Annotated in this window: 24 protein-coding genes and 1 pseudogene; 10 read left to right on the top strand and 15 right to left on the bottom strand. The window is 65.0% G+C overall.

Annotation, left to right across the window (positions count from 1 at the left end; translation table 11 throughout):
* Nucleotides 1-118 precede the first annotated feature (118 nt).
* From HNP33_RS02295 to HNP33_RS02305, 3 genes are all read left to right on the top strand, one after another.
* Complete coding sequence (locus HNP33_RS02295) at nucleotides 119-388, top strand: zinc ribbon domain-containing protein (RefSeq protein ID WP_184704866.1); 270 nt, start codon at nucleotides 119-121, stop codon at nucleotides 386-388.
* Between the two features lie 30 nt (nucleotides 389-418).
* The gene (locus tag HNP33_RS02300; RefSeq protein ID WP_233464275.1) at nucleotides 419-2491 is read left to right on the top strand and encodes a heavy metal translocating P-type ATPase; all 2073 of its coding nucleotides are present in this window, start codon (nucleotides 419-421) and stop codon (nucleotides 2489-2491) included.
* Between the two features lie 112 nt (nucleotides 2492-2603).
* Complete coding sequence (locus HNP33_RS02305; protein ID WP_184704868.1) at nucleotides 2604-3242, top strand: MBL fold metallo-hydrolase; 639 nt, start codon at nucleotides 2604-2606, stop codon at nucleotides 3240-3242.
* Between the two features lie 101 nt (nucleotides 3243-3343).
* On the opposite strand, the gene HNP33_RS02310 is transcribed toward HNP33_RS02305, so the two are convergent.
* The 4 genes from HNP33_RS02310 to HNP33_RS02325 form a co-directional block, all read right to left on the bottom strand.
* A complete protein-coding gene (locus HNP33_RS02310) occupies nucleotides 3344-3724 on the bottom strand; it encodes a hypothetical protein (RefSeq protein WP_184704870.1) in 381 nt (126 codons plus the stop codon).
* Nucleotides 3725-3732: 8 nt separating this feature from the next.
* Nucleotides 3733-4575, bottom strand: coding sequence for a M48 family metallopeptidase (locus HNP33_RS02315; protein WP_418903815.1), 843 nt, complete (start codon nucleotides 4573-4575; stop codon nucleotides 3733-3735).
* Between the two features lie 64 nt (nucleotides 4576-4639).
* Complete coding sequence (locus HNP33_RS02320; RefSeq protein ID WP_233464277.1) at nucleotides 4640-5623, bottom strand: DMT family transporter; 984 nt, start codon at nucleotides 5621-5623, stop codon at nucleotides 4640-4642.
* Nucleotides 5624-5746: 123 nt separating this feature from the next.
* The gene (locus tag HNP33_RS02325) at nucleotides 5747-6457 is read right to left on the bottom strand and encodes a helix-turn-helix domain-containing protein (protein WP_184704872.1); all 711 of its coding nucleotides are present in this window, start codon (nucleotides 6455-6457) and stop codon (nucleotides 5747-5749) included.
* A 240-nt stretch (nucleotides 6458-6697) separates the two neighbouring features.
* On the opposite strand from HNP33_RS02325, the gene HNP33_RS02330 reads away from it, so the two are divergent.
* The 3 genes from HNP33_RS02330 to HNP33_RS02340 all read left to right on the top strand — a co-directional run bounded on the left by HNP33_RS02330 (nucleotide 6698) and on the right by HNP33_RS02340 (nucleotide 10219).
* Complete coding sequence (locus HNP33_RS02330) at nucleotides 6698-8050, top strand: AmpG family muropeptide MFS transporter (RefSeq protein WP_184704874.1); 1353 nt, start codon at nucleotides 6698-6700, stop codon at nucleotides 8048-8050.
* Between the two features lie 119 nt (nucleotides 8051-8169).
* Complete coding sequence (locus HNP33_RS02335; RefSeq protein ID WP_184704876.1) at nucleotides 8170-8898, top strand: response regulator transcription factor; 729 nt, start codon at nucleotides 8170-8172, stop codon at nucleotides 8896-8898.
* Between the two features lie 61 nt (nucleotides 8899-8959).
* Nucleotides 8960-10219 carry a sensor histidine kinase gene (locus HNP33_RS02340; protein WP_184704878.1) on the top strand — a complete coding sequence of 420 codons (1260 nt, stop codon included), beginning with the start codon at nucleotides 8960-8962 and terminating at the stop codon, nucleotides 10217-10219.
* On the opposite strand, the gene rbsD is transcribed toward HNP33_RS02340, so the two are convergent.
* From rbsD to HNP33_RS02375, 7 genes are all read right to left on the bottom strand, one after another.
* The gene (rbsD, locus tag HNP33_RS02345; RefSeq protein WP_184704880.1) at nucleotides 10216-10635 is read right to left on the bottom strand and encodes a D-ribose pyranase; all 420 of its coding nucleotides are present in this window, start codon (nucleotides 10633-10635) and stop codon (nucleotides 10216-10218) included. The two genes, HNP33_RS02340 and rbsD, sit on opposite strands and share 4 nt — an antisense overlap.
* On the bottom strand, nucleotides 10632-11621 hold the full coding sequence (gene rbsK, locus HNP33_RS02350) for a ribokinase (protein ID WP_325064898.1): 990 nt from the start codon (nucleotides 11619-11621) through the stop codon (nucleotides 10632-10634). The genes rbsD and rbsK overlap by 4 nt, the downstream gene beginning before the upstream one ends.
* The gene (locus HNP33_RS02355; protein ID WP_184704882.1) at nucleotides 11618-12670 is read right to left on the bottom strand and encodes a LacI family DNA-binding transcriptional regulator; all 1053 of its coding nucleotides are present in this window, start codon (nucleotides 12668-12670) and stop codon (nucleotides 11618-11620) included. Before HNP33_RS02355 ends, rbsK begins: the two co-directional genes overlap by 4 nt.
* Nucleotides 12671-12680: 10 nt before the next feature.
* A complete protein-coding gene (locus tag HNP33_RS02360) occupies nucleotides 12681-13619 on the bottom strand; it encodes an ABC transporter permease (RefSeq protein ID WP_224152557.1) in 939 nt (312 codons plus the stop codon).
* A 106-nt stretch (nucleotides 13620-13725) separates the two neighbouring features.
* Nucleotides 13726-15300, bottom strand: coding sequence for a sugar ABC transporter ATP-binding protein (locus HNP33_RS02365; protein ID WP_233464278.1), 1575 nt, complete (start codon nucleotides 15298-15300; stop codon nucleotides 13726-13728).
* A gap of 25 nt (nucleotides 15301-15325) precedes the next feature.
* Nucleotides 15326-16276, bottom strand: a complete 951-nt coding sequence (locus tag HNP33_RS02370) for a sugar ABC transporter substrate-binding protein (RefSeq protein ID WP_184704887.1) — start codon at nucleotides 16274-16276, stop codon at nucleotides 15326-15328.
* A 253-nt stretch (nucleotides 16277-16529) separates the two neighbouring features.
* A complete protein-coding gene (locus HNP33_RS02375; RefSeq protein ID WP_184704889.1) occupies nucleotides 16530-17801 on the bottom strand; it encodes a YbfB/YjiJ family MFS transporter in 1272 nt (423 codons plus the stop codon).
* Nucleotides 17802-17874: 73 nt separating this feature from the next.
* Here HNP33_RS02375 and HNP33_RS02380 point away from each other — a divergent pair, with 73 nt between their 5' ends.
* From HNP33_RS02380 to pdxY, 3 genes and pseudogenes are all read left to right on the top strand, one after another.
* Nucleotides 17875-18753, top strand: coding sequence for a LysR family transcriptional regulator (locus HNP33_RS02380; RefSeq protein WP_184704891.1), 879 nt, complete (start codon nucleotides 17875-17877; stop codon nucleotides 18751-18753).
* Between the two features lie 15 nt (nucleotides 18754-18768).
* A pseudogene (locus tag HNP33_RS02385) lies at nucleotides 18769-19824 on the top strand (NAD(P)H-dependent flavin oxidoreductase); the annotation flags it as partial.
* A gap of 28 nt (nucleotides 19825-19852) precedes the next feature.
* A complete protein-coding gene (gene pdxY, locus HNP33_RS02390; RefSeq protein WP_184704895.1) occupies nucleotides 19853-20728 on the top strand; it encodes a pyridoxal kinase PdxY in 876 nt (291 codons plus the stop codon).
* A gap of 25 nt (nucleotides 20729-20753) precedes the next feature.
* Here pdxY and HNP33_RS02395 read toward each other — a convergent pair whose 3' ends face one another.
* From HNP33_RS02395 to HNP33_RS02410, 4 genes are all read right to left on the bottom strand, one after another.
* Nucleotides 20754-22052, bottom strand: a complete 1299-nt coding sequence (locus tag HNP33_RS02395) for an O-antigen ligase family protein (RefSeq protein ID WP_233464281.1) — start codon at nucleotides 22050-22052, stop codon at nucleotides 20754-20756.
* The gene (locus HNP33_RS02400; RefSeq protein ID WP_325064899.1) at nucleotides 22049-22861 is read right to left on the bottom strand and encodes a glycosyltransferase family 2 protein; all 813 of its coding nucleotides are present in this window, start codon (nucleotides 22859-22861) and stop codon (nucleotides 22049-22051) included. Before HNP33_RS02400 ends, HNP33_RS02395 begins: the two co-directional genes overlap by 4 nt.
* Nucleotides 22862-23068, bottom strand: a complete 207-nt coding sequence (locus HNP33_RS02405) for a zinc-finger domain-containing protein (RefSeq protein ID WP_021028650.1) — start codon at nucleotides 23066-23068, stop codon at nucleotides 22862-22864. It abuts the gene before it with no gap.
* Nucleotides 23069-23308: 240 nt separating this feature from the next.
* Nucleotides 23309-23740: a glycerate kinase gene (locus tag HNP33_RS02410; protein WP_184704897.1), complete on the bottom strand. Its 432-nt coding sequence runs from the start codon at nucleotides 23738-23740 to the stop codon at nucleotides 23309-23311.
* Between the two features lie 247 nt (nucleotides 23741-23987).
* Here HNP33_RS02410 and HNP33_RS02415 point away from each other — a divergent pair, with 247 nt between their 5' ends.
* Nucleotides 23988-24707, top strand: coding sequence for a MarC family protein (locus HNP33_RS02415; protein WP_184704899.1), 720 nt, complete (start codon nucleotides 23988-23990; stop codon nucleotides 24705-24707).
* The last annotated feature ends 65 nt before the right edge of the window (nucleotides 24708-24772 follow it).

The following is a 24772-nucleotide window of genomic DNA, read 5'->3' on the forward strand; positions in this document are numbered from 1 at the left end:
GTCATGAATGGAACAATGGCCCCCAGCGCGGCTCCTGAACCTATATAACTGACGCCATGCAGCACATGCTGCGGCAACCAATGCGCCAGTGAATGATGTAGCAACAGGAGAGAGCACCATGGGAATACTGAGTCGGCTTTTTCAATCTCACGGCTATGGCGGCCACCACGGTGGCGGTCATGGCGCAAGGCCTTACTACACCCCTTCGGGCGGATCGGCGCCGGGGGCTGGCACCTGCCCAGGCTGCCGCACCGCAGTGGCCGCCGGTACCCGCTTCTGTCCGCAATGCGGCCAGTCACTGGTGTCTCCCGCGTGCACCCAGTGCGGCGCGGGGCTGTCTGCAGGCGCGCGGTTTTGTGATCAATGCGGCAAATCCACCGCAGGTTGATCGGCAAGGCAGCGAAGGAAGGTACCCTTCATGGACGACAAACCAAGCAATACCCAGCAGTCCACCGACCAAGCGACGGATCCAGGCCATGGCAGCCCCGGCCACCGCCATGCAGAAGAAGGAGCGGACGACGGGCACAGCCACACAGGGCTGTTGGGTGCGAACACCGAAATGGTGTTTGCGCTCGTCTGCGGGCTGCTGCTCGCGGCAGGCGCAGCCATTGGCAAGTGGGTGGCAGGTGCTCCGGCCTGGCTGCCGCTGGCGTGCTATGTGGCAGCCTACTTTTTTGGCGGCTTTTTTACCCTGCGCGAGGCCATCGGCAACCTGCGCAAAAAGCGCTTCGAGATCGACACATTGATGCTGGTGGCGGCAGCGGGAGCAGCGGCGCTCGGTTCATGGGGCGAAGGGGCGCTGCTCCTGTTTCTGTTCAGCCTGGGGCATGCGCTTGAACACTATGCCATGGGCCGCGCCAAACGCGCCATCGAGGCTCTGGCAGAGCTGGCGCCCACCACGGCAGTGGTGCGCCGCGACGGAGAGCCGATCGAGATCCCCGTCGAGCAGTTGATCCCGGGCGACGTCGTGCTGGTGCGGCCCAACGAGCGCCTGCCCGCCGACGGTTTTGTGGTGCTAGGCACCACCAGCATCAACCAGGCGCCGGTCACGGGGGAGAGCATTCCGGTGGACAAGCGGCCGGTGCTCGATGTTGCTCTGGCCCGCACGCGGCCCGACACCGGGGTTGATGCAGCATCGCGGGTGTTTGCCGGCACCATCAACGGCGCTGGCGCCATCGAGATCGAGGTCACGCGCCGCTCGGGCGATTCTGCGCTGGCCCGCGTGGTACGCCTTGTGAGCGAGGCCGAAACCCGCCAATCCGCCACGCAGCGGTTCACCGACAAATTCGAGCGCATCTTCGTTCCACTCGTGCTGCTGCTGGCGGTGGTGCTGTTGTTTGCCTGGGTGGTGGTGGACGAGCCGTTCCGCGACAGTTTTTACCGCTCGATGGCCGTGCTCGTCGCAGCCAGTCCCTGCGCGCTGGCCATTGCCACGCCCAGCGCCGTGCTCTCGGGCATTGCCCGCGCCGCGCGCAGCGGCGTTTTGATCAAAGGCGGCGCGCCCCTTGAGGAGCTGGGTGCCCTGCAGGCCATGGCTTTTGACAAGACCGGCACGCTGACCGAAGGCCGCCCCCGCATCACCGATGTGGTGCCGGTGGAGGGTGTCGATACGCAGGAGTTGCTGTCGGTGGCCGTGGCCGTCGAGGCGCTGAGCGACCATCCGCTGGCAGCGGCCATCGTGCGCGACGGGCACGAGCGCCTCGGGCCCAATACGCAGTTGCCAGCCGCCACCGATCTGCGCAGCCTCACGGGGCAAGGCGTGGTCGCTACGGTCGCTGGCGAGGCGGTATGGATCGGCAAGGCCGAAATGTTTGGCAGCGGCGACACCGGCCCGCTCGGGCAGGCGGCCACCGCCGCTGTCGCGCAGCTGCGCGAGGCGGGTCGCACCACCATGGCGGTGCGGCGCGGGGGCCGCGATCTGGGTGTCATCGGGCTGATGGACACACCGCGCGCCGGTGCGCGCGAGGCACTTCAGCAATTGCGGGAGCTGGGCATCACCCGCATGGTCATGATCTCGGGCGACCACACCACGGTGGCCCAGGCCGTGGCCAAGGATGTGGGGCTGGACGAAGCCTGGGGCAACCTGATGCCCGAAGACAAGGTCAGTGCCATTCGCAAGCTGCGCGCGCAGGCCCCGGTGGCCATGGTGGGCGACGGTGTGAACGACGCGCCCGCCATGGCGAATGCCTCGGTCGGGATTGCCATGGGCGCGGCGGGCTCGGACGTTGCCCTGGAGACCGCCGATGTGGCGCTCATGGCCGACGACCTGCGCCACCTGCCGTTTGCCGTGGGGCTGAGCCGCCACACGCGCGGGGTGATCCGCCAGAACGTTTTTGTCAGCCTGGGCATCGTGGCGTTTCTGGTGCCGGCCACCATCATGGGCCTGGGTATCGGCGCGGCCGTGGCGGTGCATGAGGGCTCGACGCTCTTGGTGGTGATCAACGCACTGCGCCTGCTCGCCTATCACGATCCGCTGCGACAGCAGGCTTGAGTGAGCATATGGGCAGAGCGCCGATAATACGAACGTGCTTACGATCTCTACGCAGCCGCGAGGAGATCATAAATACGTTCTAAGACCCTGCCTTTCAGCACCTCTGCCTGCCATGCTCCACTACCACACCGTTCCCGTCACCCAGTTCCAGCAAAACTGTTCGCTGGTGTGGTGCGACCAGACCATGGAGGCCGCCGTCATCGACCCGGGCGGCGATCTGGAGCAGATTGGCTGGGAAATCGAACGCCTGGGGCTCACGCTCAAAGCCATCTGGTTGACCCATGCGCACATAGATCACGCAGGCGGCACGGGCGAGCTGGCCGAGAAAATGCAGCTGCCCATCATCGGCCCGCAGGAAGGCGACCAGTTCTGGATTGACGGACTGCCGCAGCAAAGCCAGATGTTTGGTTTTCCGCCCGTGCAGCCTTTCACGCCAACGCGCTGGCTGCACGATGGCGATACGGTGACGATTGGCCAGGAAACCCTGAACGTGCGCCACTGCCCGGGCCATACGCCGGGGCACGTCGTTTTTCATGCGCCGCAGATCGACCGCTGCTTTGTGGGCGATGTGCTGTTTGCCGGCAGCATTGGCCGCACGGATTTTCCGCAGGGCAATCACCAACAACTGATCGACTCCATCACCCAGCGCCTGTGGCCGATGGGCGACCAGACAGTTTTCATCCCCGGCCATGGGCCCGAGAGCACATTTGGCCGCGAACGCAAGATGAATCCCTATGTGGGCGGAACCTGATCGAAAGCGGGCTCAGGCGTTTTCCAGAAAAGCACCAAATGCTATATAAACAATAGCAAATTGATCCTCGGTATCGATTTCGGTACAGATACTGGCGGCGGTCAACAAGTCCAGTAGATTCTCTTCACCAGATCAACCACCTCGGGCCCATCGCTGCAACCGCCCACTTCGGCAGTGGTGCGGTCGCCCGCTCCCTCGCCAATGATCCACTGCCCGGTCGGCTGGTTCCATACCAGCGGGCCCTGCGCGATCACGCCCTTGGGAAAAGGCGGGTGCGCCTGCGTATTGATCACCTGAATCGTCCGCTTGCGGATGATGACCAGCACCTTGGCATGCAGCAGGCTGGGCTGCTCGGCAAAACGGTGTTCAAAGGTGTAGCGCCCCGGCGGCAGCGGAAGCCTTGGTTCCCCGGCCTGGGCGGTTGGTGGCAGAGCAACGGCAGCAGCCAGCGCCAGCACAGGGGTTGCTGCCGCCCATAGCATCGCCGCCGTCAGCGCTTGCGGGCCTGTTCGTACAGGCCTGCCACCTTGGGCACATTGGCCTGCAGCTTGGCGATGCGATCGGGGCCCGTGGGGTGGGTGGACAAAAAGCCGATGCCACCGCCGCCGTTGGCCTGGCCCATCTTCTCCCACAGCGTGACCGATGCCTGCGGGTTGTAGCCTGCGCGCGCGGCCATCTCCAGCCCCACCAGATCGGCGTCCGATTCATCCGAGCGGCTGAACTTTAGCGTCAGCAGCTTGCCGCCCAGATTGGCGGCGGCCGTACCCATGTCTCCCAGCCCGAAAATCGCTGCGCCCAGGCGGATGCCCAGATCGGTGGCCTGCGTCTTGGCCAGTTGTTCGCGGGAATGTTCGCGCAGCGCATGCGCCATCTCGTGGCCCATCACCATGGCGATTTCGTCGTCAGTCAGCTGCAGCTGGTCGATCAGGCCGGTGAAGAACACGATCTTGCCGCCGGGCATGCAAAAGGCGTTGATCTGCTTGCTGCCGATCAGGTTGACTTCCCACTTCCAGCTCCTGGCACGGTCGTTCCATGCCAGCGCCTGCGGAATCAGCCTCTGCGCAATCGTCTGCAGGCGTTGCAACTGCGCATTGCCGGGCTGCGCCAGCGCGCCTTGCTGCCGGGCCTGCGCAAGCAGCTCACCATACTGCTGAACGGCAGCCTGCTCCAGCGTCTCGGCAGGCACCAGGTTGCGCATGGCCGACGACTTGCCGACCTCCACCTGCGCCACTACGGGCGTGGCCAGGGTGAGCATGGCAGCACCCATGGCCAGCCCTTGCAGCAGGCGCCTGGGTTGTTGCAGGGAGGAAAGGAATGCGTTGGTGAGGTGCATGGCCTCCATTATGAAAGCAGGCAAGAAGGCCGTCGAGAGAACGCCCTTGCCAATGCCTGCCCCATCAAGCGGCAGAAGGCGCACCCACAGCCATCTCGGCACGCACCACCACCAACAGGCCCACCAGAACACCCGCCAATCCCAGCCAGGCCACCAGCGGCTGGTGCTCACCCACCACCCACACCGCCAGAACAAAGGCAGCCACAGGCTCGATCAGGCTGAGTGCCACCCCGGTAGGCCCGGAGATATGGCGCAAGCCAATCGAGAACAGCATGTGCGCAATACCCGAGACCACCGCCCCCAGATAGATCACCACAAGCACGGAGGACAGGCTCCACTGCGGCTGGCCTGCCTGCACCCAAGCCACGGGGGCTGCCAGCAGCGCGGCTCCCGTGAACACATAGAAGTTCACCACCTTGGGCGACATATGGCTCACCAGCCGCTTGTTGATGAGCGCATAACCCGCATAAGACAGCCCCGCCAGCAGACACATCACCAGCCCCGGCCAGGACGCACTGCCGCCGCCCCCTTTGCCCAGCACCATGGCCGCCCCGCCCGCCACGCTCATCAAAGTGCCCAGCCACCAGAGCGCAGACAATGGCGCGCGCAGCACCAGCGCCTGCAAGAGACCCGCCCAGATGGGGCTGCTGCCTATGGCCACGGCCGTACCCACGCCCACGCCCGCCAGCTGCAGCCCTTCGTAGAAGAACACGCTGTAGCCGCCAATCCCGAGCGATGCCCAGAAAAACCACGACCAGCGCAACCCAGCAGCGCGCGGACGCAGTACCAGACTGCCAGGCCTGCGCTGCAACGCCCACCACAGGGCCAGCCCCAAAAACACGCTGGCCGCCGCCAGCTGCGCCGCCCCCACCCAGAAAGGCGAAAGGCCTGCAGCGCCCAGATACTGCGCAGTGCCGCTGGTGCCCCACAGCACCCCGGCCAGCGCCACCAGCGCAATGCCTTGCGCTGACGAAGATGGTGCGCCAGAGCCCGTCTTTGACGAAGAAGCAGCCGCAGACGATGACGAGGACATAGCAGAAGGATTCATGCTGCTATGGTGCGCTCGCAAGCGGCCCGCAAATGTCGAGAAACGCTTGCACCGGATTCATGTACAGAAAAATAGCTCCATCGCCTTCTCAGCAGGCGCATTTAGCTATCAAAAAGATAGCAATCAACGAATGGAAGGCGCCCGCCTGCGCAGGCTGCGGCTGCCAACGCCCCGGTCACGCCGCAGCGCATAGGCCAGCGCGCTGGCGCTGCTGTAGCCGCAGCGCAGGGCGGTGGTCTCCAGCGGCTCGCCAGCAGCCAGGGCGCGGCTCGCAGCATCCAGACGCAGATCGCGCAGCCATTGCTGGGGCGTGCGGCCGGTCAGCTCCTGCCAGCGCACATGAAAGCGCTGCGCGCTCAGGTGCGCCAGCGCCGCAAGCTGCGCCGTTGGCCAGTCAGCCGCCAGATCGGCCTGCACGGCGCGGGTGATGGCCTGCACATCAAGCGCGCGGCGCTGCAGCAACACGGGTGACTGCAGCACCCAGGCCAGGTAGGCTTCAGCCATGGTGCCTTGCGAGGCATGCGTGCCCAGCCATGCCGCCGTGGGCGCCGCAAAGCGGCGCAACTGGGCCAGGCCCGCCTGCTCGGGGGCGTCGACCACGGCAATCGCGCTGCCATGCTGGGCCAGGTAGGCGTGCGTGGCTCCGGCGGGAATGACCACACCACTGGCCGTATCCACATAGGCAGCCTTGCCATCCACCTCCAGCTCCATGCGCCCGGCCAGCGCATACAGCAGCTGTACATGGCCGTGGCTGTGCGCCTGCTGTTCGCCGCTGTAGTGGCGCACAGAGTAATCCGGGGCAAGCAGCGGTGAATGCAGATGCAGATCCGACATGGCGATACGGCTGAGAAGAATGCCTATCTTACCTGCCGCGCCCCACAACCAGAGGCCGCCAAAAGCACCGCTCAAAGAGCGTATATTGGCAACAGTCTGCGGCCCCGCACAGCGTTGCGCCGCAATTGATTCAGGTGCGGTGAACGCAAACTAGGCGCATGCAGGGCGTTTTTTCTTCAGAAAATGGCCGCAACGCCTTCTGCTTGTCAAAATTGCACCACGTTTTGGCACACCTTATCCATGGCGGATTCCGCAACTTCTACCGACACACTCGCTCGCCGCTCCTGGGGCGAGACATTCCGCGTCTACACCGAGCCAGCCAGCCTGCGCATGCTAGCCCTGGGTTTCAGCGCCGGGCTGCCGTTCCTGCTGGTCATGGGCACCCTCTCTTTCTGGCTGCGCAAGGCCGGTATCGAGCGCGCCACCATCGGTTTCATCAGCTGGGTGGGCTTGGCGTATGCCTTCAAGTGGGTCTGGTCGCCGCTGGTGGACCGCCTGCCCCTGCCGGGCCTGTACCGGCTGCTGGGCCGGCGCCGCAGCTGGCTGCTGCTGGCCCAGTGCATGGTGATCGGCGGCTTGCTGGGCATGGCGTTCACCGATCCGCAGCAGCACCTGAACACCATGGTGGCCTTTGCCGTTCTGACGGCCTTTGGCTCGGCCACACAGGATATTGCGCTCGACGCCTACCGCATCGAATCGGCCAGCAGCGACAAGCAGGCCGCGCTGGCGGCCACCTACCAGACGGGTTACCGCATTGCCATGATCTGGGCCGGAGCCGGCGTGCTGTGGCTGGTGGCGGCCGCCCTGCAGTCCGGGGCCGGAGACTACCAGCCGCAGGCCTGGCGCATGGCCTACTGCGTGATGGCAGCATCCATGGCCGTGGGATTGCTGACCGTGCTGCTGTCACCCGAGCCGCAGGCCAAGGCCCTGCCTGCCGCGCGCAACGCCCAGGAGTGGCTGCAATCGACCCTGGTGGCGCCGTTTGCCGATTTTCTGCAGCGCTACGGCTGGCATGCGGCGCTGATCCTCGCGCTGATTGCCGTCTACCGCATCTCCGATGTGGTGATGGGCATCATGGCCAATCCTTTCTATGTGGACATGGGCTACACCGAGGCCGAAGTCGCCTCGGTCAGCAAGGTGTTCGGCGTGATCATGACACTGGCTGGCGCCTTTGTCGGCGGCATCATCAGCATGCGCATCGGCGTGATGCGGGTGCTGATGCTCGGGGCCGTGCTGTCGGCCGCCAGCAACCTGCTGTTTGCCTGGCTCAGCACGCGCGGCCACGATCTGACGGGGCTGATCGTCGTGGTTTCGGCCGACAATCTGGCTGGCGGCATTGCGTCGGCGGCGTTCATCGCCTATCTTTCAAGCCTGACCAACGTGAACTATTCGGCCACGCAATATGCGCTGTTCAGCTCGATGATGGTGCTGCTGCCCAAATGGATCGCCGGTTTCTCCGGGCTGTATGTCGACCATTTCGGCTATGCACAATTCTTTGTCTCAACCGCGCTTCTGGGCTTGCCGGTGCTCGTGCTGGTGTGGCTTGCCTCGCGCGTGCACGCAGCGCACAGCGCTCCGCCCGAAAAACAATAGGAGCTACAGAGAGCCGGTTTACCAAACTTTACGGACGGGACAAGCCTGCGCCATGGCGGCGTGCCAGCATGTTCCACTGTTGAAATCCGCGGGCCCGCCCGCCCACCACCATGACTGCGATGCATACCCACCAACTGTTGATGATCGAAGATGACGAGCGCCTGGCCAATATGGTGACCGAGTATCTGAACCAGTCGGGCCTGCAAGTCACGCACATGGCCGATGGCACCAGTGGCCTCCAGGCACTGCAGGAGCCTGCCAGCGGCCAGCCGGCCGATCTGGTCATCCTCGACCTGATGCTGCCCGATATCGATGGCCTGGAAGTCTGCCGCCGCATCCGCACCTTGAGCAGCCCCGCCGCGCAGGTCCCCATCCTGATGCTGACCGCCAAGGGAGACCCGATGGATCGCGTGATCGGCCTGGAAGTGGGGGCGGACGACTACCTGCCCAAGCCGTTCGAGCCGCGCGAGCTGCTCGCCCGCATCCGCGCCATCCTGCGCCGCCGGGGCGATGGCGGCCCGGCCTCGGCCCAACCTGCCCAGGTACTGCGCTTTGGCAGCCTGGAGATCGACCGCGATGCACGCACCGTGACCGTGGGCGGCAAACCGGCCGACCTCACCAGCTACCAGTTTGACCTGCTCGTCACCCTGGCCGAACGTGCGGGCCGCGTGCTCTCGCGCGACCAGATCATGGAAGCCGTGCGTGGGCGCGAACTCGAGGCCTTTGACCGCTCCATCGACGTGCACATGGGCCGCATCCGCGCGGCCATCGAAGCCGATGCAAAAAACCCGCGCCGCATCCTCACGGTACGTGGCGTGGGTTACGTTTTTGCCAAACAACAGGATTGAGCTCCACCATTCATAGCCGTATGCGCGCTCCCAGCGGGCGCCAGAAGCCTTCCCCCTAGAAATGCAGTTGTACAAGTACTTCGCCGAACGGCTCTACCTTCGCATCTGGCTCACTGTGGTCGGCGGCGTGGCGGTGCTGATTCTGGTGATCGGCTGGGCCTGGCAGGTGGCGGCGGAAAAGAACGCAACACCCATGCAGCCGCCTGCGCGCGAGCTGTACATCCGGGGGCCGGACGGCTCCGTGCTGCTGCACGGGGAAGCCGTGCGCCAGCCCGGCGAGCCTGGCGACAAGGTGCTGTACCTGATCGAAGACGACGCGGGCCGCAGCTTCGAGATGGAACTGCAGCGCCGCACCGACCGGGGCGGCCCCCACCGGCCACCGCCCAACCTGGGCCCCTGGTGGTTCTGGGTCAAGCCGCCATTCGGTTTTCTGTGGATGCTGGGCCTCATCGGTGTCGTCGTGATCGTGGGTGTGTTCCCCATCATCCGCCGCCTGATGGGGCGGCTGGAGCGCCTGCGCAATGGCGTCAAACAGTTTGGCGACGGCGACCTGTCGGTGCGCGTCGATGTGCGTGGCAATGACGAGGTGGGCGAGCTGGCCCAGCAGTTCAATGCCGCAGCGGCGCGTATCGAAACACTGGTGCAGTCGCACAAGTCGCTGCTGGCCAACTCATCGCATGAGCTGCGCAGCCCGCTCACCCGCATCCGCATGGGGGTGGAGCTGATGGGCGACAAGCCTTCGCCCACTTTCAAGCAGGAAATCCAGCGCAACATTGCCGAGCTCGATCAGCTGGTCGACGAGATCCTGCTGGCCAGCCGGCTGGATGCGCGCGAGGCCGATGTGGGCACGTCCGAGCTGATCGACCTGATGGGCCTGTGCGCCGAAGAATGCGCCCGCATCGACGCCGAGCTCGACGTGCATGCCGATGAAGACATCGAAGTGCGCGGCATTGCCAAGCTGCTGCGCCGCGCCATTCGCAACCTGCTGGAAAACGCCCGCCGCTACACGCAAGGGCCGATCACCCTCTTCCTGGGCAAGCAGGGCGCCTATGCGGAAATCCGGGTCGCAGACCGCGGCCCCGGTGTCCCCGAAGACCAGCGCGACCGCATTTTCGAGCCCTTCTACCGCATGCCTGGCGCGAGCGAGCGCCATGGCGGCGTGGGCCTGGGCCTGGCGCTGGTGCGCTCGATTGCCGAGCGGCACGATGGCCATGTGCATTGCGAGGCCCGCGAAGGCGGTGGCGCGGTGTTCGTGCTGCGCCTGCCGCTGGCGCCCATGGCATCGCGGGCGCCCACCAGCGGGCCCGCTACCAAGCTCTAGAAAACCACGCCCGATACCAGTGCCACATTGGCATAGGGCGTGAACTCGCCCGTGCGCACTACGGCCACAGCCCGGGCAGTCAAGGCCTTGAAATCTTCGTGCGAGATCGATTGCGGCGCAACGGGCAATCGGTCGCCCTGGCAGGCATACCAGTCAGGCAACGCGCCCTTGGCGCCGTTGCCATCATTGGCAGACAGGCATTCGCTCGCCACCACGGCGCGCTCCACCTGCAGCTCACTCAGAACGGCAGCGAGCACCTGCTTGACCGTTGGCACGCCCTGGGCTACCGCCAGATCAATGCGCCGCACGCCGGGCGGCACCGGAAGGCCAGCATCGCCAATCACCAGCACATCGCCATGGCCCATGCCGGCAATGACCTGGGACAGCTCGATATTGAGCAAGGGGCTGCGCTTCATACGAGACTCCAACGGGTAGCGCCGGTCAGAGTTTCGACTTCGGCAAAATAAGGGATGGAAGGCTGCGCACCCGCACGGGTCACGCAAATGCTGGCCGCGCGCATGGCCCATTGGGTGGCATCGTTCAGGCCCAGGCCCCGCGCCAGTTGCACGGTGAGTGCGCCCAGAAAGGTATCCCCCGCAGCCGTGGTATCCACCGCCTGCACCTGCGCCGCCTCGTGCCAGTGGGCAACGCCTGGGATTGCCTCCGTGCCGTCATCATTGGCAATGGTCGCATCACACGCCACGGCGCCAAGGGCGCCAAGCGTCACCACCACCTGCGCCACGCCACGGCCCTGCAGCTGGCGTGCAGCAGCGGCGGCAGCCTGTGGCGTATCCACCGGCCGGCCGCACAGCTGCGCCGCTTCGCTTTCGTTGACCACCAGCAGGTCTACCATCGGCCACCAGTGTTCTGGCAAAGCTTGCATGGGCGATGGGTTGAGAGCCGTTTTGCAGCCCGTCTGGCGCGCCAGGCGTAGCGCCTGCTCCACCTCGGCCAGCGGTGTCTCCAGCTGCAGCACCACGTAATCTGCACCCTGCAATTGCGCCTGCAGCAGTGCCTGCGGCACCCGCAGCAGCTCATTGGCACCCGGCACCACCACGATCTGGTTCTGCGCCGCATCGTCCACGCTGATGACGGCCACACCTGTTCCTGCCAGCGCAGTGCGCTGCACATGCTGCGCGTGGATATGGTCTGCCACCAGGCCCGCCAGCAGTTGCTCGGCGTAGGCATCTTCGCCCACACAGGACAGCAGCGTCACCGCCGCGCCCTGGCGCGCGCAGCTGACCGCCTGGTTGCCGCCCTTGCCGCCTGGCACCTGCGTAAGCGAGTGGCCCAGCATGGTTTCACCCGCCCGCGGCATGTGCGGCACGCGCAGCACCAGATCCATGTTCAGACTGCCGAGCACCACGATGCGCGGCGCCTGGCTCAAAATCGGTGCGCTCACACCATTCCTCCGCCCAAAGTTTGCATTGCACGATGGCCAGCAGGCTTGCTGCTGGCCCGCTTGACCAAGGCGGGCGCGAGCATCTGCACAGTGGCCGAAGACTGCCGCTGCGCCAGCTTGCCTGCCTGCATATCCTCCCGCAGCAGCGCCAGCGCCTGGTGCGCCATGGCCTTGACCGGTTGCGCCACCGTGCTGAGCGGCGGCTGCGTGTAGCTGGCCAGTTCGATATCGTCGTAACCCACCACCGCCACATCCTGCGGCACCTGCAGACCATGTTCATGCACCGCCCGCAGGGCGCCCATGGCCATCAGGTCGTTGCAGGCCAGCACCGCCGTGGGACGCGCACTGACCGGGCCCTGCAGCAAGGTCTGCATGGCCAGGTAGCCGCCGTTGACGCTGAAATCGGCGTGCACCAGCAAGTCTGTGCCGTGGCCCATCCGCTGCAAGGTCTGGCGCCAGCCCTGCACGCGCTGTGCGCTGGAATGCAGGTGCTCGGGCCCGCCAATGCAGGCGATGCGCTGGTGGCCCAGAGCCACCAGGTACTCGGTCGCCAGCAAGCCGCCCTGCACATGGTCGGTCTGTACGCAGGGGCGCTCCAGCCCGGCAATCGCGCGGTCGATCAGCACCATCGGAATGGCGGTCTGCGCCAGGTGGCGCGACATGGTCTCGTCGTCGCTGGTCGAGGCCACGATGAGGCCATCTACCCGCTTTTGCGACAGCACATCCAGATAAACTTTCTGGCGGTCGGCGTTGTCATCGGTGTTGCACAGCAAGAGCGCGTAACCGGCTGCAAAGCAGGCGTCTTCCACCGCGCGCACCAGCTCCGCGAAATAGGGGTTGGAGTTGTTGGGCACCAGCATGCCGATGGTGTGCGTGGCGTTCATCTTGAGGCTACGTGCCACGGCGCTGGGCACATATCCCAGGCTTTGCACCGCGTCCAGCACCCGCTCCTGCGTACTGGGCAGAACCGCGCGCGTCTTGTTGAGCACATGCGATACCGTGGTGACCGACACCCCCGCAACGCGCGCTACATCCTTGATACTTGTCATCACCGCCCGATCACGCGCGACGCGCCGCACGGCGCTGGCGCACGGTATCAATGATCACCGCCACCACGATCACCACGCCGGTGATGATGCGCTTGGCCGGTTCGCTCGCGCCCACCTGGGCCAGGCCCGCTTCAAGCACGGCAATGATGAGCACGCCAAAGAAGGTAGCGATCACCGAGCCGCGGCCACCCATCAGGCTGGTGCCGCCAATCACCACGGCGGCGATCACCTGCAGCTCCATGCCGGTGCCTGCATTCGGGTCGGCGGCCTCCAGGCGCGCAGACTGCATCAGGCCCGCCAGGCCCGCGAGCAGGCCGGTGAGCGCGAACACGATGATGCGGATCGGGCGCGGATCGATACCCGCCAGATGCATGGCTTCTTCGTTGGTACCAATGCCGATCACATAGCGGCCGAACACCGTGCGCGTCAGCACGATCTGGCCAAGAACCACAATCGCCAGCGCGATCAGAAAGGCTGCGGAAACCCCGTCGACAATGGGTGCGGCCAGGCCGGAGATCGCATCCCCGACATACTGGGTGCGCGAGTCGGTCACCAGATAGGCGCCACCGCGCAGTGCCTCCAGCATGCCCAGCGACACGATGAAGCTCGGCAGTCGCCAGGCCACCGACACGGCACCCGTCACGGCGCCGCACAGCAGGCCAGTGATCAGCCCCAGCAGGCCTGCGGCCCAGGGGCCCAGCCCCCACACCAGAATGGCCTGCGCGGCCACCGCCGCCGACAGCGCCAGCACCGATCCCACCGACAAATCGATGCCCGCCAGGATCAGCACAAAGGTCATGCCCACCGCCATCACCGCGAGCGCGGGGATTTCATTGGCGATGGTGACAAAGGTTTCCTTGCTCCAGAAATATTCGGAGAGAAAGCTGAACAGCGCGATCATGCCGACCAGCACCACCAGCAGGCCCACATAGGTGCCCCAGGCCTGCATGAAGCCTGCGGGTGCAGCCGCCGCAGCGGCTCCGCCTTGCTGCGCGTTGGGTTGTGTTGTCATGGCTTCTCGTCCTCGCCTGCTCTAGATCATTCAATGCGGCGGCTCACGCCGCCTGGGTTGCACCGGCCGTGCCGGTATTGCCAAATGCTGCGGCCAGCAGTTGCTGGTCCGTCCACTGGCCACGCTCAAACACGGCCACCAGCTGGCCGTTGTGCATCACGCCAATGCGGTCGCACATGGCCATCAGCTCCCGCAGATCGCTCGACACCATCAGCACGGCCTTGCCGTCGTCGCACATGCGATCCACCTCGTGGTAGATATCGGCCCGCGCGCCCACATCCACGCCGCGAGTGGGCTCGTCAAGCAGCAGCACATCGCAGGGCTGGTGCAACCAGCGGGCAAACACCACCTTCTGCTGGTTGCCGCCACTCAAGGTGGAAACAGCCTGCTCCGGCCCGCGCGAGCGGATGCGCAGCCGCTCGATGAAGTGCTGCGCCACTGCGCTCTCTTGCGCGCGCTGCAGCCAGCCTGCCCGCGCCACCTTGCGCATGCCTGCGAGCGTGGTGTTGGCGCGTATGGATTGCGACAGCAGCAGGCCTTGCGACTTGCGGTCTTCCGTCACCAGGCCAATGCCCGCGCGGATGGCATCGACCGGATTGCGCCAGTTGGGCGTAACGCTTGCAGACGTGCGAACACCTGCCGCACCCGCTGGCCCGGCATGCACGGTGATCTCGCCCGCATCGGCACGATCGGCACCAAACAGCAGGCGCGCCAGTTCGGTACGGCCCGAGCCCACGAGGCCAGCCAGGCCCATGATCTCGCCCGCATACAGATCCAGGCTCACACCGCGCACCAGCCTGCCGCGCTGCATGTTTCTGGCCGACAGGCGCAGCGCGCCGCGCGCACGGCGCGGGCGGCCTTCGTTGTCCTGCACGGCGTGGCCCACCATGCGCTCCACCAGCTCGTGCTCCTGCACACCTGCCATGGGGCGCACATCCACCAGCCGGCCATCGCGCAGCACCGCCACACGGTCGGCAATGCGCTGCAATTCTTCGAGCCGGTGCGACACATAGACCAGCGCCACACCGCGCGCCTTGAGCAGCGCAATCTGCTCGAACAGGTGCTCGGTTTCCTTGGGCGTGAGCATGGCGGTGGGCTCGTCGAGCACCAGCACGCGCGTGCCGTCCCGCAGATTGCGGGCAATTTCCACCATCTGCTGCTGGCCAATACCCAGCTGCGACACCGGTGTGTCGGGGTCGATGCCAGTCATGCCAATCTTGGCCAGTTGCTCCACGGCCAGGGCGCGCATGGCGGTGTGATCCAGCCAGCCCATATGGTGGGGCAGGCGGCCCAGCAGCAGGTTTTCCGCCACCGACAGGGTCGGGATCAGGCCCAGCTCCTGCATCACCATGCGCACGCCGTGGTGCTCTGCATCGCGCCGCGACGCGGGTGCAAAGGGCTGGCCATCGAGCTGCATGCTGCCCTGCGACGGATCGGTCAGACCGCACAGGATCTTGGACAAGGTGCTCTTGCCCGCCCCGTTCTCGCCGGTCAGCGCTAGCACTTCGCCCGCATGCAGATCCAGGCTCACGCCCTGCAGCACTGTGGTGCCGGAATAGGCTTTGCCAATGTCTTGCAGGCGAACGCGCGGCGTGCCTGGGTTTTCCATCGCATTCATGGCCGTTGTACCGTTTGCGCAGCGCTTATTTGGTGTCCTTGGTAACCAGCACGACATCGGTCTTTACCTCGGTGGGCATGTCGTTCTGCTTTTTCTTCTCGGCCAGGGCCTTCAGTGCAATTTCGATACCGAATACGGCCTGTTTGGCGGCAAACTGGTCGGCAGTGGCGAGTACACGGCCGTCCTTGAGCATGGGCTTGATGGCGGCGATGTTGTCGTAACCCACCACGTCCACCTTGCCGGTGCGGCCCGAGGCCTTCACGGCTGCGACCACGCCCAGCGCCATGCTGTCGTTGCCTGCCAAGATGGCCTTGAGGTCGGGGTTTTCGCGCAGCATGCCGGCTGCCACGGTGTTGCCCTTGTCGATTTCCCACTGGCCGGACTGCACGCTCACCACGTTGATGCCTGCGGCCTTCATCGCGTCCTGAAAGCCCAGCGTGCGCTGCTGTGCGTTGAAGGTGGTCGACACGCCTTCCACAATCGCCACCTTGTCGCCGGATTTGAGCTGCTTGCCCAGGAAATCACCCACCAGCTTTGCGCCCGCACGGTTGTCGGGGCCGACGAAGGGCACACTCAGCTCCTTGCTCTTCAAGGCATCGGCGTCCAGCTTGTTGTCGATATTGATCACCAGCACGCCCTTGTCGGCCGCGGCCTTGAGCGTCGGCACCAGCGCCTTGGAGTCAGCCGGTGCAATCACGATGGCGTTGACGCGCTGCGCCACCATCTGCTCGACCATCTTGATCTGGGCTGCGGTATCGGTCTCGTCCTTGATGCCATTGGCCAGCAGGGTGTACTCGGAGGCATGCGCCTTCTGGTGCGCCTTGGCGCCATCTTCCATGGTGCGGAAGAATTCATTGGCCAGCGACTTCATCACCAGCGCCACCTTGGGCTTGTCAGCTGCAGCAGCGTTATGGGAGAAACCAGCCACGGCAGCCAGGGCCAGCGCAGCAGTCAGGGTACGGCGGGAAAAGCGCATGAGAGTCTCCAGAAAAATAGGTATGCAAAACGCGGCGCTGCAAAAGCGGAGCCAAAGCAGTTACTGCGAGAAGCCGCATGTTTGCATGACGCAAACGTTTGCGCACCGGAGTTTACCCCAAGGTTACACCTCGGTTACCAAAATTCATCGGCTCTGTTTTTGATAGCTGCCCGCGCCTGTCAGTGAAGTGCAGACAGCGTATTGGAGCGCTGAAACAAGCACGTGCCGGCCGCGTGGAATCGCTGCAAAGCCGTCATACGCTGCGCTGCGGATGGCGCACCATCATCCAGGCATAGAGCAGCATGCCCAGCACCAACGCACCTGCAGCCACGGCCAGCCCATAGGCAAAACCGGTCTGGGTATTGGCAGTGTGGGCAAGCATGTAGGCCACCATGGGCGGGCCCACGATCTGCCCCAGGCCATAGGCTGCGGTGAGCAGGCCCGGAAAGCTGCTGATCGCAGCGGGCCATATGCGCCGCGCCTCCTGCAGCGCAAAGAAGGTGATGGTGGTAAACGGCAGCCCCAGCAAAATGCTGCCCAGCGCAAAACCCACCGGCGTAGGCCATACAAAGCTGATGACAATCGATAGCGCCTGAACGCCATAGCCCGCCATCAGCAGCTTGCGCCTGTCCCACCGCATGGGCACATGGGTTGACAGATATGCGCCCAGTGCCACGCCACCACCGAACATGGGCCAGAAGAGATCGGGCCAGACAGAGCCTTGCGGCAACGCACCACGGGCAATCACCGGCAGATAAGTCGCAGTAACGATATAGCCCAGCCCGGCAAAGCTATAGGCTGCGGTGAGCAAGGCACGGTCGAGCGGGCCTTCCGCAGCGGACGCCGCTGCTGCACCCGGCTGCGCGGCGGGCAGTGGCGCCAGCGCGCCCCGCACCACGGGCAGCACCAGCAGCCAGAAGAGCGCCGCCAGCAGCGCAAACACCAGCCAGCCGCTGACCGCATGCCAGCCCGCCGCCACCATGCCGCTGGTGGCCAGGCCTGTCACCAGGATGCCAAGGCCCGGCCCGCAGAACACCAGACCGCCCAGCGCAGGCCTGCCCAGATGCGCCAGCTGCGACATGCACCACAAGGTGATATTGAGGAACACCACGGCACTTGCCACACCCGATACAAATCGCAGGCTGGCCCAGGCCCCGGGCCATTGCAGCGCCATGGCGGCCGTCAGCGCCGCAGTGAAAAACAGCCACCAGCGCACCATGCGCGCAGGGTGCCAGCGCTGCACCACACCCCTGGCCACCCAGGGCAGTGCCATGCACACGAGCGAGCCGACAAAGTAGCCGATGTAATTGCTCATCGCCAGCCAGCTGCCCTGGGCCAGGGTGACGCTGCCGTCGTGCAGCATCATCGGCAGCAGCGGCGTGAAGGCAAAGCGCCCCACCCCCATGGCCGATGCCATGGCAATCATGCCGGCAATGGCAACCAGCCAGGGCCGCTGGCTCAGGGCGGGAGTTGCCGATGTTGGTGGCAAAGACGCGGCAGAAGATGCAGGCGCAGAGATGGACATGGCTTTATCTATCTTTTTTTGAGATTAAATGATAAATTACCATTCCATAAAAAGATAGATATTTTTGCCAGCCATGCTCGACCTTGCCTCGCTCGCCATTTTTCTGCAGGTTGCCGAAAGCGGCAGCATCACGCGCGCCGCGCAGCAGCTGGGCCGCGCGCAGTCCAACGTGACGACGCGCATCCAGCAGCTGGAAGAATCGCTGGGCGTGCCGCTCTTTGTGCGCGAAGCCCGGCGCATGGTGCTGACCCCCGAGGGCCTGCGCCTGCAGCGCTATGCGGGGCAGTTGCTGTCGCTGGCCGAGGAAGCCGAGCAGAACCTGCGCGCCGATAAGCCCAGCGGCCGACTGCGCCTGGGCTCGATGGAAAGCACGGCCGCCGTGCGCCTGCCGCAGCCACTGGCGCAGTTCCATCGCAGCCACCCCGATGTGCAGCTGGTACTGTCTACCGCACCTTCGCGCCAACTGGTGGAGCAGCTGCTGGACCACGAACTGGACGCTGCCCTGGTGGCCTGGCCAGCCCCGGATCTGGGCGAGCCGCTGCCCCTGACACTGGAGCCCCTGTACGAAGAGCCGCTGCGCCTGCTGCTGCCCGCTGGCAGCACGGAGCATGACGCGCCCGCCACGCTGGCTGCATTCACCGATGGCTGCACCTACCGCCGCATTGGCGAAGACTGGATGCAGCGCACGCGCGGTGCGCCGCCCGCACAGGTGCTGCAGCTGCATTCGTATTACGCCATTTTGGCAAGCGTGGCGGCTGGCAGCGCCGTGGCCGTGGCGCCGCAGGCGGTGCTCGATCTGCAGCGCGACCCCTTGCCGATCACTACCCTGCCGCTGGCGCCCTGTACCACCATGTTCATCACCCGCAATGGCTACCGCACACCAGCGGTGCAGCAATTGCTATCTGTTTTGCAGTCTCACCGCGCACCAGATGCGCGCCAGCAACCGTTTTAACCCCCAAAGGATCACGCCATGCCAACTGCTCTGATGCAACAACTGGATCTGCTGCTGCCCGTGGTGCAAGGCCCGATGACCGGGGCCGACAGCGCGGCGCTGGCGGCAGCCGTGTCTGCGGGCGGAGGGCTGGGTTCGCTCGGCTGCGGCATGCGCTCGCCCCAGGCCATGCGCGAGGCCGCAGCCGCCGTGCGCGCGCACACGCAGCGGCCCTTTGCGATGAATTTGTTCGTGCAAGCCACACCCACGCCCGATCCCGCGCAGGTGCAGCGCGCCATGCAACGCCTGGCGCCCCTCTACGCCCACTTTGGCGCTGAGCCCGCGCTGCCCGCGCAGTGGTGTGAGGATTTTGCGCAGCAGCTGGAGACTTTGATCGAGCTGCGCCCTGCCGTGGCCAGCTTCACCTTTGGCATTCTGGAGGCAGCCCAGGTGCAGCGCCTGCATGCCGCAGGCATTGCTGTGTGGGGCACCGCCACCACGGTGGCCGAGGCGCTGGCCTGGCAAGCCGTGGGCGCCGATGCGGTGATCGCCAGCGGCCTCGAAGCCGGTGGCCACCGCGGCACCTTCCTGGCCGACTACGCCACCTCCATGGTCGCCACACTGCCGCTCGTGCGCGATTGTGTGCTCCAGCTGCAAGTGCCGGTGATTGCGGCAGGCGGCATCATGGATGGTGCGGGCATTGCCGCTGCGCTGGCGCTGGGCGCACAGGCCGCGCAAATGGGCACGGCCTTCCTCGTCTGCCCGGAATCGGCCATCAACACCGCGTACCGCACCGCACTGGCTGGTGCCCGGGCAACAGACACCGTGACCACGCGCACCATCTCGGGCCGCCCGGCACGCGGCATCCGCAATGCCATGATCAGCACGCTGGAGCCCGACGAGGCCGATATTCCGGCCTACCCGGTGCAAAACGCGCTGACAGGTGCGCTGCGCAAGCTGGCGGGCACGGCGGGTGATGCGCAATACCTATCGCTTTGGGCCGGGCAAGGTGTGGCGCAGGCACGCGCCCTGCCCGCCGCGCAGCTTTTGCAGCATTTGCAAGACGAGTGGCGCACCGCTGGCGGACAATAGACGCTATCTTTTTTAAAGGATTGCGCCCGTGAGCACTGCTGCCAAACCCATCATCCTGTCCATCCAATCGAACGTGGCCTGGGGCTATGTGGGCAACTCGGCGGCGGTGTTCGCGCTGCAGCGCCTGGGCTTTGAGGTGTTGCAGGTGCACACGGTGCTGTTCTCCAACCACACGGGCTACGGCCAGTTTCGCGGCCAGATCCTGAGCGCGGAGCATATCCAGAGCATCCTGACCGGTCTGCGCGAGCGCGGCGTGCTGCACAAGGTGGGCGCGGTGCTGTCGGGCTACCTGGGCAATGCGGAAACCGGCAGCGTCATCCTTGATGCGGTAGGTGACATCCGGCACGCCAACCCGCAACTGCGCTACCTGTGCGATCCGGTGATGGGCGACGTCGGGCGCGGCCTGTTCGTGAACCCGGCCATCCCCAATTTTCTGCGCGACCAGGCCATTCCGTTTGCCAACATCATCACGCCCAATCAGTTTGAGTTCGAGCTGCTGACCGGCGCAAAGCTCGCCAGCATCGGCGAAGCAGTGGCGGTGGCCCGCCAGTTGCGCGGCCGTGGGCCGGACACCATCATCATCACCAGCCTGGCCACACCCGACATCGCGGCCGACCAGCTTGGCACGCTGGCCGTCAACGGCACAGGCGCCTGGTTGGTAACCACGCCCCGCATCGACCTGCACCCGCTGCCCAATGGCATGGGCGATGTGTTTGCCGCCACCCTGCTGGGCCGGCTGGTGGACGGGAAAGCCCTGCCACAGGCCCTGGAGCTGGCAACAGCCACCCTGTATTCGCTGGTCAAGGCCACAGCGCCCGGCTCGCGCGATCTGCCGCTGGTTGCCGAGCAGATGCAGCTGGTGGAGCCCGCAGCGCACTTTGCGGCGCAGGCGATTGCGCCGTGAGGGTTGGGTCGTGAGCGATCAGCCCTCAGGGCTTTTGAGGACGGCACGCCAAAGATAGCGCGCGCTCACGTCCAATCAACGCACCCAGCAGCACCACCAGCATGTACACGTAGAACATGTGCCCGCTGTTGTGGGCAAAGAAAACCTGGGTCAGTCCAAAACCCATGTAGCACAGCGGAACCATCGTGCCCAGCATACGCAGATAGAGGATTTGGCGATCCATTGGCGTGCCAGGGCACTGCGCCATGCGCCGCTGCGTAGGCCAGAAGATGGCCAGCGGCACTGCGTAGAAAACCAGAAGCAGCACCACGCCAACGAGCCCCCGCTTGGCAAACATATCCAGCACCTCGTTGTGCGCGTGGTCGTAGCCCAGCACCGATGCGCTGGCACGGCCCGCTTCCACACGGCGCTCCTTTTCGTTGATATAGCCCTGCAGACCCCAGCCGGTCAATGGCTTGTCGCGCCCCATCTCCCAGGCCAGTTGCCAGTGCGCCAGACGCTGGCCCACCGAGGTCTGGGCGGCGCCCTGGTGCTGCGCCTGGTATTGCTCCACCTCGGTCACCGCCGTGTGGTAGCGCAGCGCCATTTCACCACCCTTGACAGCTACCAGGCCGCCAATGCCGATGACCGCAGCCACCAGCCCCAGACCCACAGGTTTGCGCAGGCCGCAGCGCCACAGCAGCATCGCACCGATCAGCAGCACCACGGGCAGCACGACCCAGCTGCCGCGCGTATCCGACAGGATGACCGCCAGCATGCCAAACAGGCTGCACACCAATCCTAGAGCGCGCTGCCAGGCCGCCAGCGACCGCCACAAGAGCAGCACACCAAAGCAGCAGCCCAGTGCCAGAATGAGCGCCAGGCCGCTGAACTGGATTGCATTGGTAAAGCCGTTGGCCCGGTGCGCATCGGTCCACCCCGCCTGCCAGGCAGCCACCAGGCCTGCCCCCAGAGCACCGGCCAGCATGCCCCAGCCCAGCGGACGCACCTTGGGCGCATACAACTGCAAGAAGCCCAGGCCGGCGATGGCCAGCAGGTATTTGTAGAACTGGTCGTTGCGCGGCTTGAGCGACCAGCCATCAAAACTCAATGACCACAACACGCCCATGACGGCAATCAGGCTGCCAAGCAGCACGGCCCGCCGGTCCCAGGGCTGGCCCCACCACTGGCGCACAAACACCAGCGCGGCCAGCGCCAGCACTGCAGCCCCGACCGAATAGCCCGAAGGCACGGACAGCGCCACGCCCGGCACCAGGAAAGCGGCCAGCTGGCTGGCCCGCAAGGCCAGCATGGATGCAGGCGGCACGGCCGCCGCGCGCGTCATCGGCGTACGTCTCCGCTCAGGTAAGGTCGGTCGTAGGCCAGCGCCACATAGCGGAAAAAGCTCTCCAGCGCGACGAACACGCAGTACAGAAAGCCCGCGCCGCCGCACAGAAAGCCGAAATGCAGGATATAGAGGCGCAGAAACATCGCCACTGACGAGGCGATGCCCCGCCAGATGCCGCCGCGCGCGCCTTCCTGCGCACGCTTGGCCGCGCCCAGCATGGCGTACTGGGTGAGCTTTTCCAGGCTGGAATGTACGGTATTGCGCGAATAATGCAGCAGCGGCGTCTTCATCAGATGGCGCGGCACATCGCCACGCGAGAGCTGCGCTTCCTCGTGCACCACGCCGGTGTATTCGCGCAGCAGCCCGCGCCAGAACAGGCGCTCGACCTTGGCGGTGGAGCGCAGGTACTTGAGCTCCTTGCCAAAGGCCACCATGCGCCAGCGCACCATCCAGATGGCTTCGGTGCCCGATTGCACGATGGACTGCAGCTCTTGGCGGAACGCAGGCGAAATGACTTCATCCGCATCCAGAAAGAAGACATAGTCGCCCGTGGCATGCGCGAGCAGGCGATTGCGCTGCACGGCAAAGCCCTGCCAGTCGTCATACCGGTAGACCTGGGCTCCCTGCTCGCAGGCGATGGCGGTGGTGCGGTCCGTACTGCCGCTGTCCACCACGATCACCTGGTCTGCAAACGAGGCGCTGCTGATGCAGGCCTTGATGTTGTCTTCCTCGTTTAGCGTCAGGATGCCAATGGTCAGCGTCAGCTTGCGGGAAGCTGCAGCACCGCCCAATGGAGAGTTCGTCACTCAATGGCCGCCGTGGAAGGTTTCACCTGCCTTGAGTCGATACACGGTGCCGCAGTACGGGCACTTGGCTTCGCCGGAATGGCCCACATCCAGAAAGACGCGGGGATGGCCACTCCACAACTTCATATCCGCCTTGGGATTGGGACAGAACACGCCGCCCTGCGCGTTCAGATCTTTGGCCAGCAACTCAACAACTGCCTGCGTCATGGTGTTCAAACTTTCCTGTGCTTGCCAGGCGCCCCTTTGCCCTGGCAACGATCAATGATTGTGCGAGACAGGCGGCCCAGTACCAGCCTCCCGTCGTCATGCTGGGCTGAGATTTTACGTGGACAGCAGCCCGCTTTACACAATATGAGGGATTGCCTACCCCCTGTGATGCCCGCACGAGGGGGCCGAGCGCCCTGCCGGAGCCACCGGCACGCCGCTTCTGTTACAAATTTCGCGCGCTCAATCCTGGTTGCCAGGCGCTGCAGCGGGCGGTGTTTCTGGCACCACAGGGCGCTCCAGGGTCCATTTGCGAAGCCTGCCACCCATGAATTCACAGGTCACGGTCGACTCCGTGTTATCGCGCCACACAAAGATTTCGGGCTGCTCCAGGTCCTTGGACTGGCGCAGACCGAGCGAGCGCGTCATCGCCACCACGTGCACCAGCGGCATCTGCGGCTTGAGCTTCGCGTTGAGCATGACCGCACTGGCCACATAGCCCAGCGGGCGCTCGGACGCGCGCTTCATGATCGTCATCAGCCGGGTGAAATGCAGCATCAGCCACATTACAATGCCGCCGCCGACAGCCAGCACCCCCATCCATTTGTAATTTTGGTAAGCAGCCCCCAGCAGCACCAGCAAACCAACGGGAATCAGTATGTTTCTCCAGTTCATGGGGCGCTATTGTCCACTGCCGCGCGCACAGGGCCAACGCCAGGGGCCAAATGGGGGATGAGCGCTACAGGGTGGCGGCCCTAAGAACGTGTTTACGATCTAAGTAACGACAGCGGGCAGTGCAAATTATTTCCACCCACGGGCAACATGCCGCATTCTGGTTTGTCCCTACAACCCGGTATGTGCCTCTGGCGCATGCAGGCTTTGGCTGGCATGCTTGCGCGCTATATCTTTTTGAACCGATTTCATGTCTCTGAGTTTCGCCATCGCCTTTGCTGCCTTCAGCAAGAGTTTTCTGCTGGTGGTCGCCACCATGCTGCCCATCCTCAATCCGGTCAGTGTGTCCGCGATCTTTCTGACCCTGACCGAGGGCGCATCGCACGAAACCCGGCGAGCCATTGCCACGCGCATTGCCATCAATGTCACCTTACTGATCATCTTCTTCATGCTGGTGGGCTCCTACATGCTGGAAATGTTCGGCCTGTCGATCGACATCGTGCGGCTGGGCGGCGGTCTTCTGGTGGCGGTGATCGGCTGGAACATGATCAACACCAACTCCTCCGAAGGCCGCACCGAGAAGCTGGCCGAGGCCTTCACCCCCGAGATGGCCCGCCGCCGCGCCTTCTACCCGCTCACCTTCCCACTCACCTACGGCCCCGGCAGCCTGGCTGCCACCATCACCATCGGTGTCAGCCTGCTGGACCGCAGCTCGCCTGCGCTCACCGTCGTCAATGTCATCGGCGCCACGGTTGGCAGCATCGTGGTGGGCGTCATCCTGCTGGTGTGCAACCGCTATGCAGACAAGCTGCTCAAGCCGCTGGGCGAGACTGGCACCATCGTCTTCCTGCGCATCTCGGCTTTCATCCTGCTGTGCCTGGGCATACAGATTGCCTGGAGCGGCCTGGGCAACCTGATCAGCGACGCCATCGAACACGGCGTAACCGAGGCCTACAAGCTGCGCAGTTGAAACCGCTCCCCACTGTGGCTTTGAAGCAATTTCAGCCACCGGCGTTCATACCATGCGCGCAGGCA

This window comes from Comamonas odontotermitis, from assembly GCF_014207855.1.
GTDB lineage: Bacteria > Pseudomonadota > Gammaproteobacteria > Burkholderiales > Burkholderiaceae_C > Comamonas > Comamonas odontotermitis_A.

Bases quoted from the DNA above. Each gene is read 5' to 3' on its own strand.
- HNP33_RS02395 (WP_233464281.1), bottom strand. From the start codon at position 22,052: ATGACGCGCGCGGCGGCCGTGCCGCCTGCATCCATGCTGGCCTTGCGG.
- HNP33_RS02305 (WP_184704868.1), top strand. From the start codon at position 2,604: ATGCTCCACTACCACACCGTTCCCGTCACCCAGTTCCAGCAAAACTGT.
- HNP33_RS02415 (WP_184704899.1), top strand. From the start codon at position 23,988: ATGTCTCTGAGTTTCGCCATCGCCTTTGCTGCCTTCAGCAAGAGTTTT.
- HNP33_RS02370 (WP_184704887.1), bottom strand. From the start codon at position 16,276: ATGCGCTTTTCCCGCCGTACCCTGACTGCTGCGCTGGCCCTGGCTGCC.
- HNP33_RS02410 (WP_184704897.1), bottom strand. From the start codon at position 23,740: ATGAACTGGAGAAACATACTGATTCCCGTTGGTTTGCTGGTGCTGCTG.
- HNP33_RS02405 (WP_021028650.1), bottom strand. From the start codon at position 23,068: ATGACGCAGGCAGTTGTTGAGTTGCTGGCCAAAGATCTGAACGCGCAG.
- rbsD (WP_184704880.1), bottom strand. From the start codon at position 10,635: ATGAAGCGCAGCCCCTTGCTCAATATCGAGCTGTCCCAGGTCATTGCC.
- HNP33_RS02315 (WP_418903815.1), bottom strand. From the start codon at position 4,575: ATGCACCTCACCAACGCATTCCTTTCCTCCCTGCAACAACCCAGGCGC.
- HNP33_RS02300 (WP_233464275.1), top strand. From the start codon at position 419: ATGGACGACAAACCAAGCAATACCCAGCAGTCCACCGACCAAGCGACG.
- HNP33_RS02330 (WP_184704874.1), top strand. From the start codon at position 6,698: ATGGCGGATTCCGCAACTTCTACCGACACACTCGCTCGCCGCTCCTGG.
- HNP33_RS02360 (WP_224152557.1), bottom strand. From the start codon at position 13,619: ATGCAGGCCTGGGGCACCTATGTGGGCCTGCTGGTGGTGCTGGTCGGC.
- HNP33_RS02365 (WP_233464278.1), bottom strand. From the start codon at position 15,300: ATGAATGCGATGGAAAACCCAGGCACGCCGCGCGTTCGCCTGCAAGAC.
- HNP33_RS02325 (WP_184704872.1), bottom strand. From the start codon at position 6,457: ATGTCGGATCTGCATCTGCATTCACCGCTGCTTGCCCCGGATTACTCT.
- HNP33_RS02335 (WP_184704876.1), top strand. From the start codon at position 8,170: ATGCATACCCACCAACTGTTGATGATCGAAGATGACGAGCGCCTGGCC.
- HNP33_RS02310 (WP_184704870.1), bottom strand. From the start codon at position 3,724: ATGCTATGGGCGGCAGCAACCCCTGTGCTGGCGCTGGCTGCTGCCGTT.
- HNP33_RS02380 (WP_184704891.1), top strand. From the start codon at position 17,875: ATGCTCGACCTTGCCTCGCTCGCCATTTTTCTGCAGGTTGCCGAAAGC.
- HNP33_RS02295 (WP_184704866.1), top strand. From the start codon at position 119: ATGGGAATACTGAGTCGGCTTTTTCAATCTCACGGCTATGGCGGCCAC.
- HNP33_RS02375 (WP_184704889.1), bottom strand. From the start codon at position 17,801: ATGTCCATCTCTGCGCCTGCATCTTCTGCCGCGTCTTTGCCACCAACA.
- HNP33_RS02320 (WP_233464277.1), bottom strand. From the start codon at position 5,623: ATGAATCCTTCTGCTATGTCCTCGTCATCGTCTGCGGCTGCTTCTTCG.
- HNP33_RS02340 (WP_184704878.1), top strand. From the start codon at position 8,960: ATGCAGTTGTACAAGTACTTCGCCGAACGGCTCTACCTTCGCATCTGG.
- HNP33_RS02355 (WP_184704882.1), bottom strand. From the start codon at position 12,670: ATGACAAGTATCAAGGATGTAGCGCGCGTTGCGGGGGTGTCGGTCACC.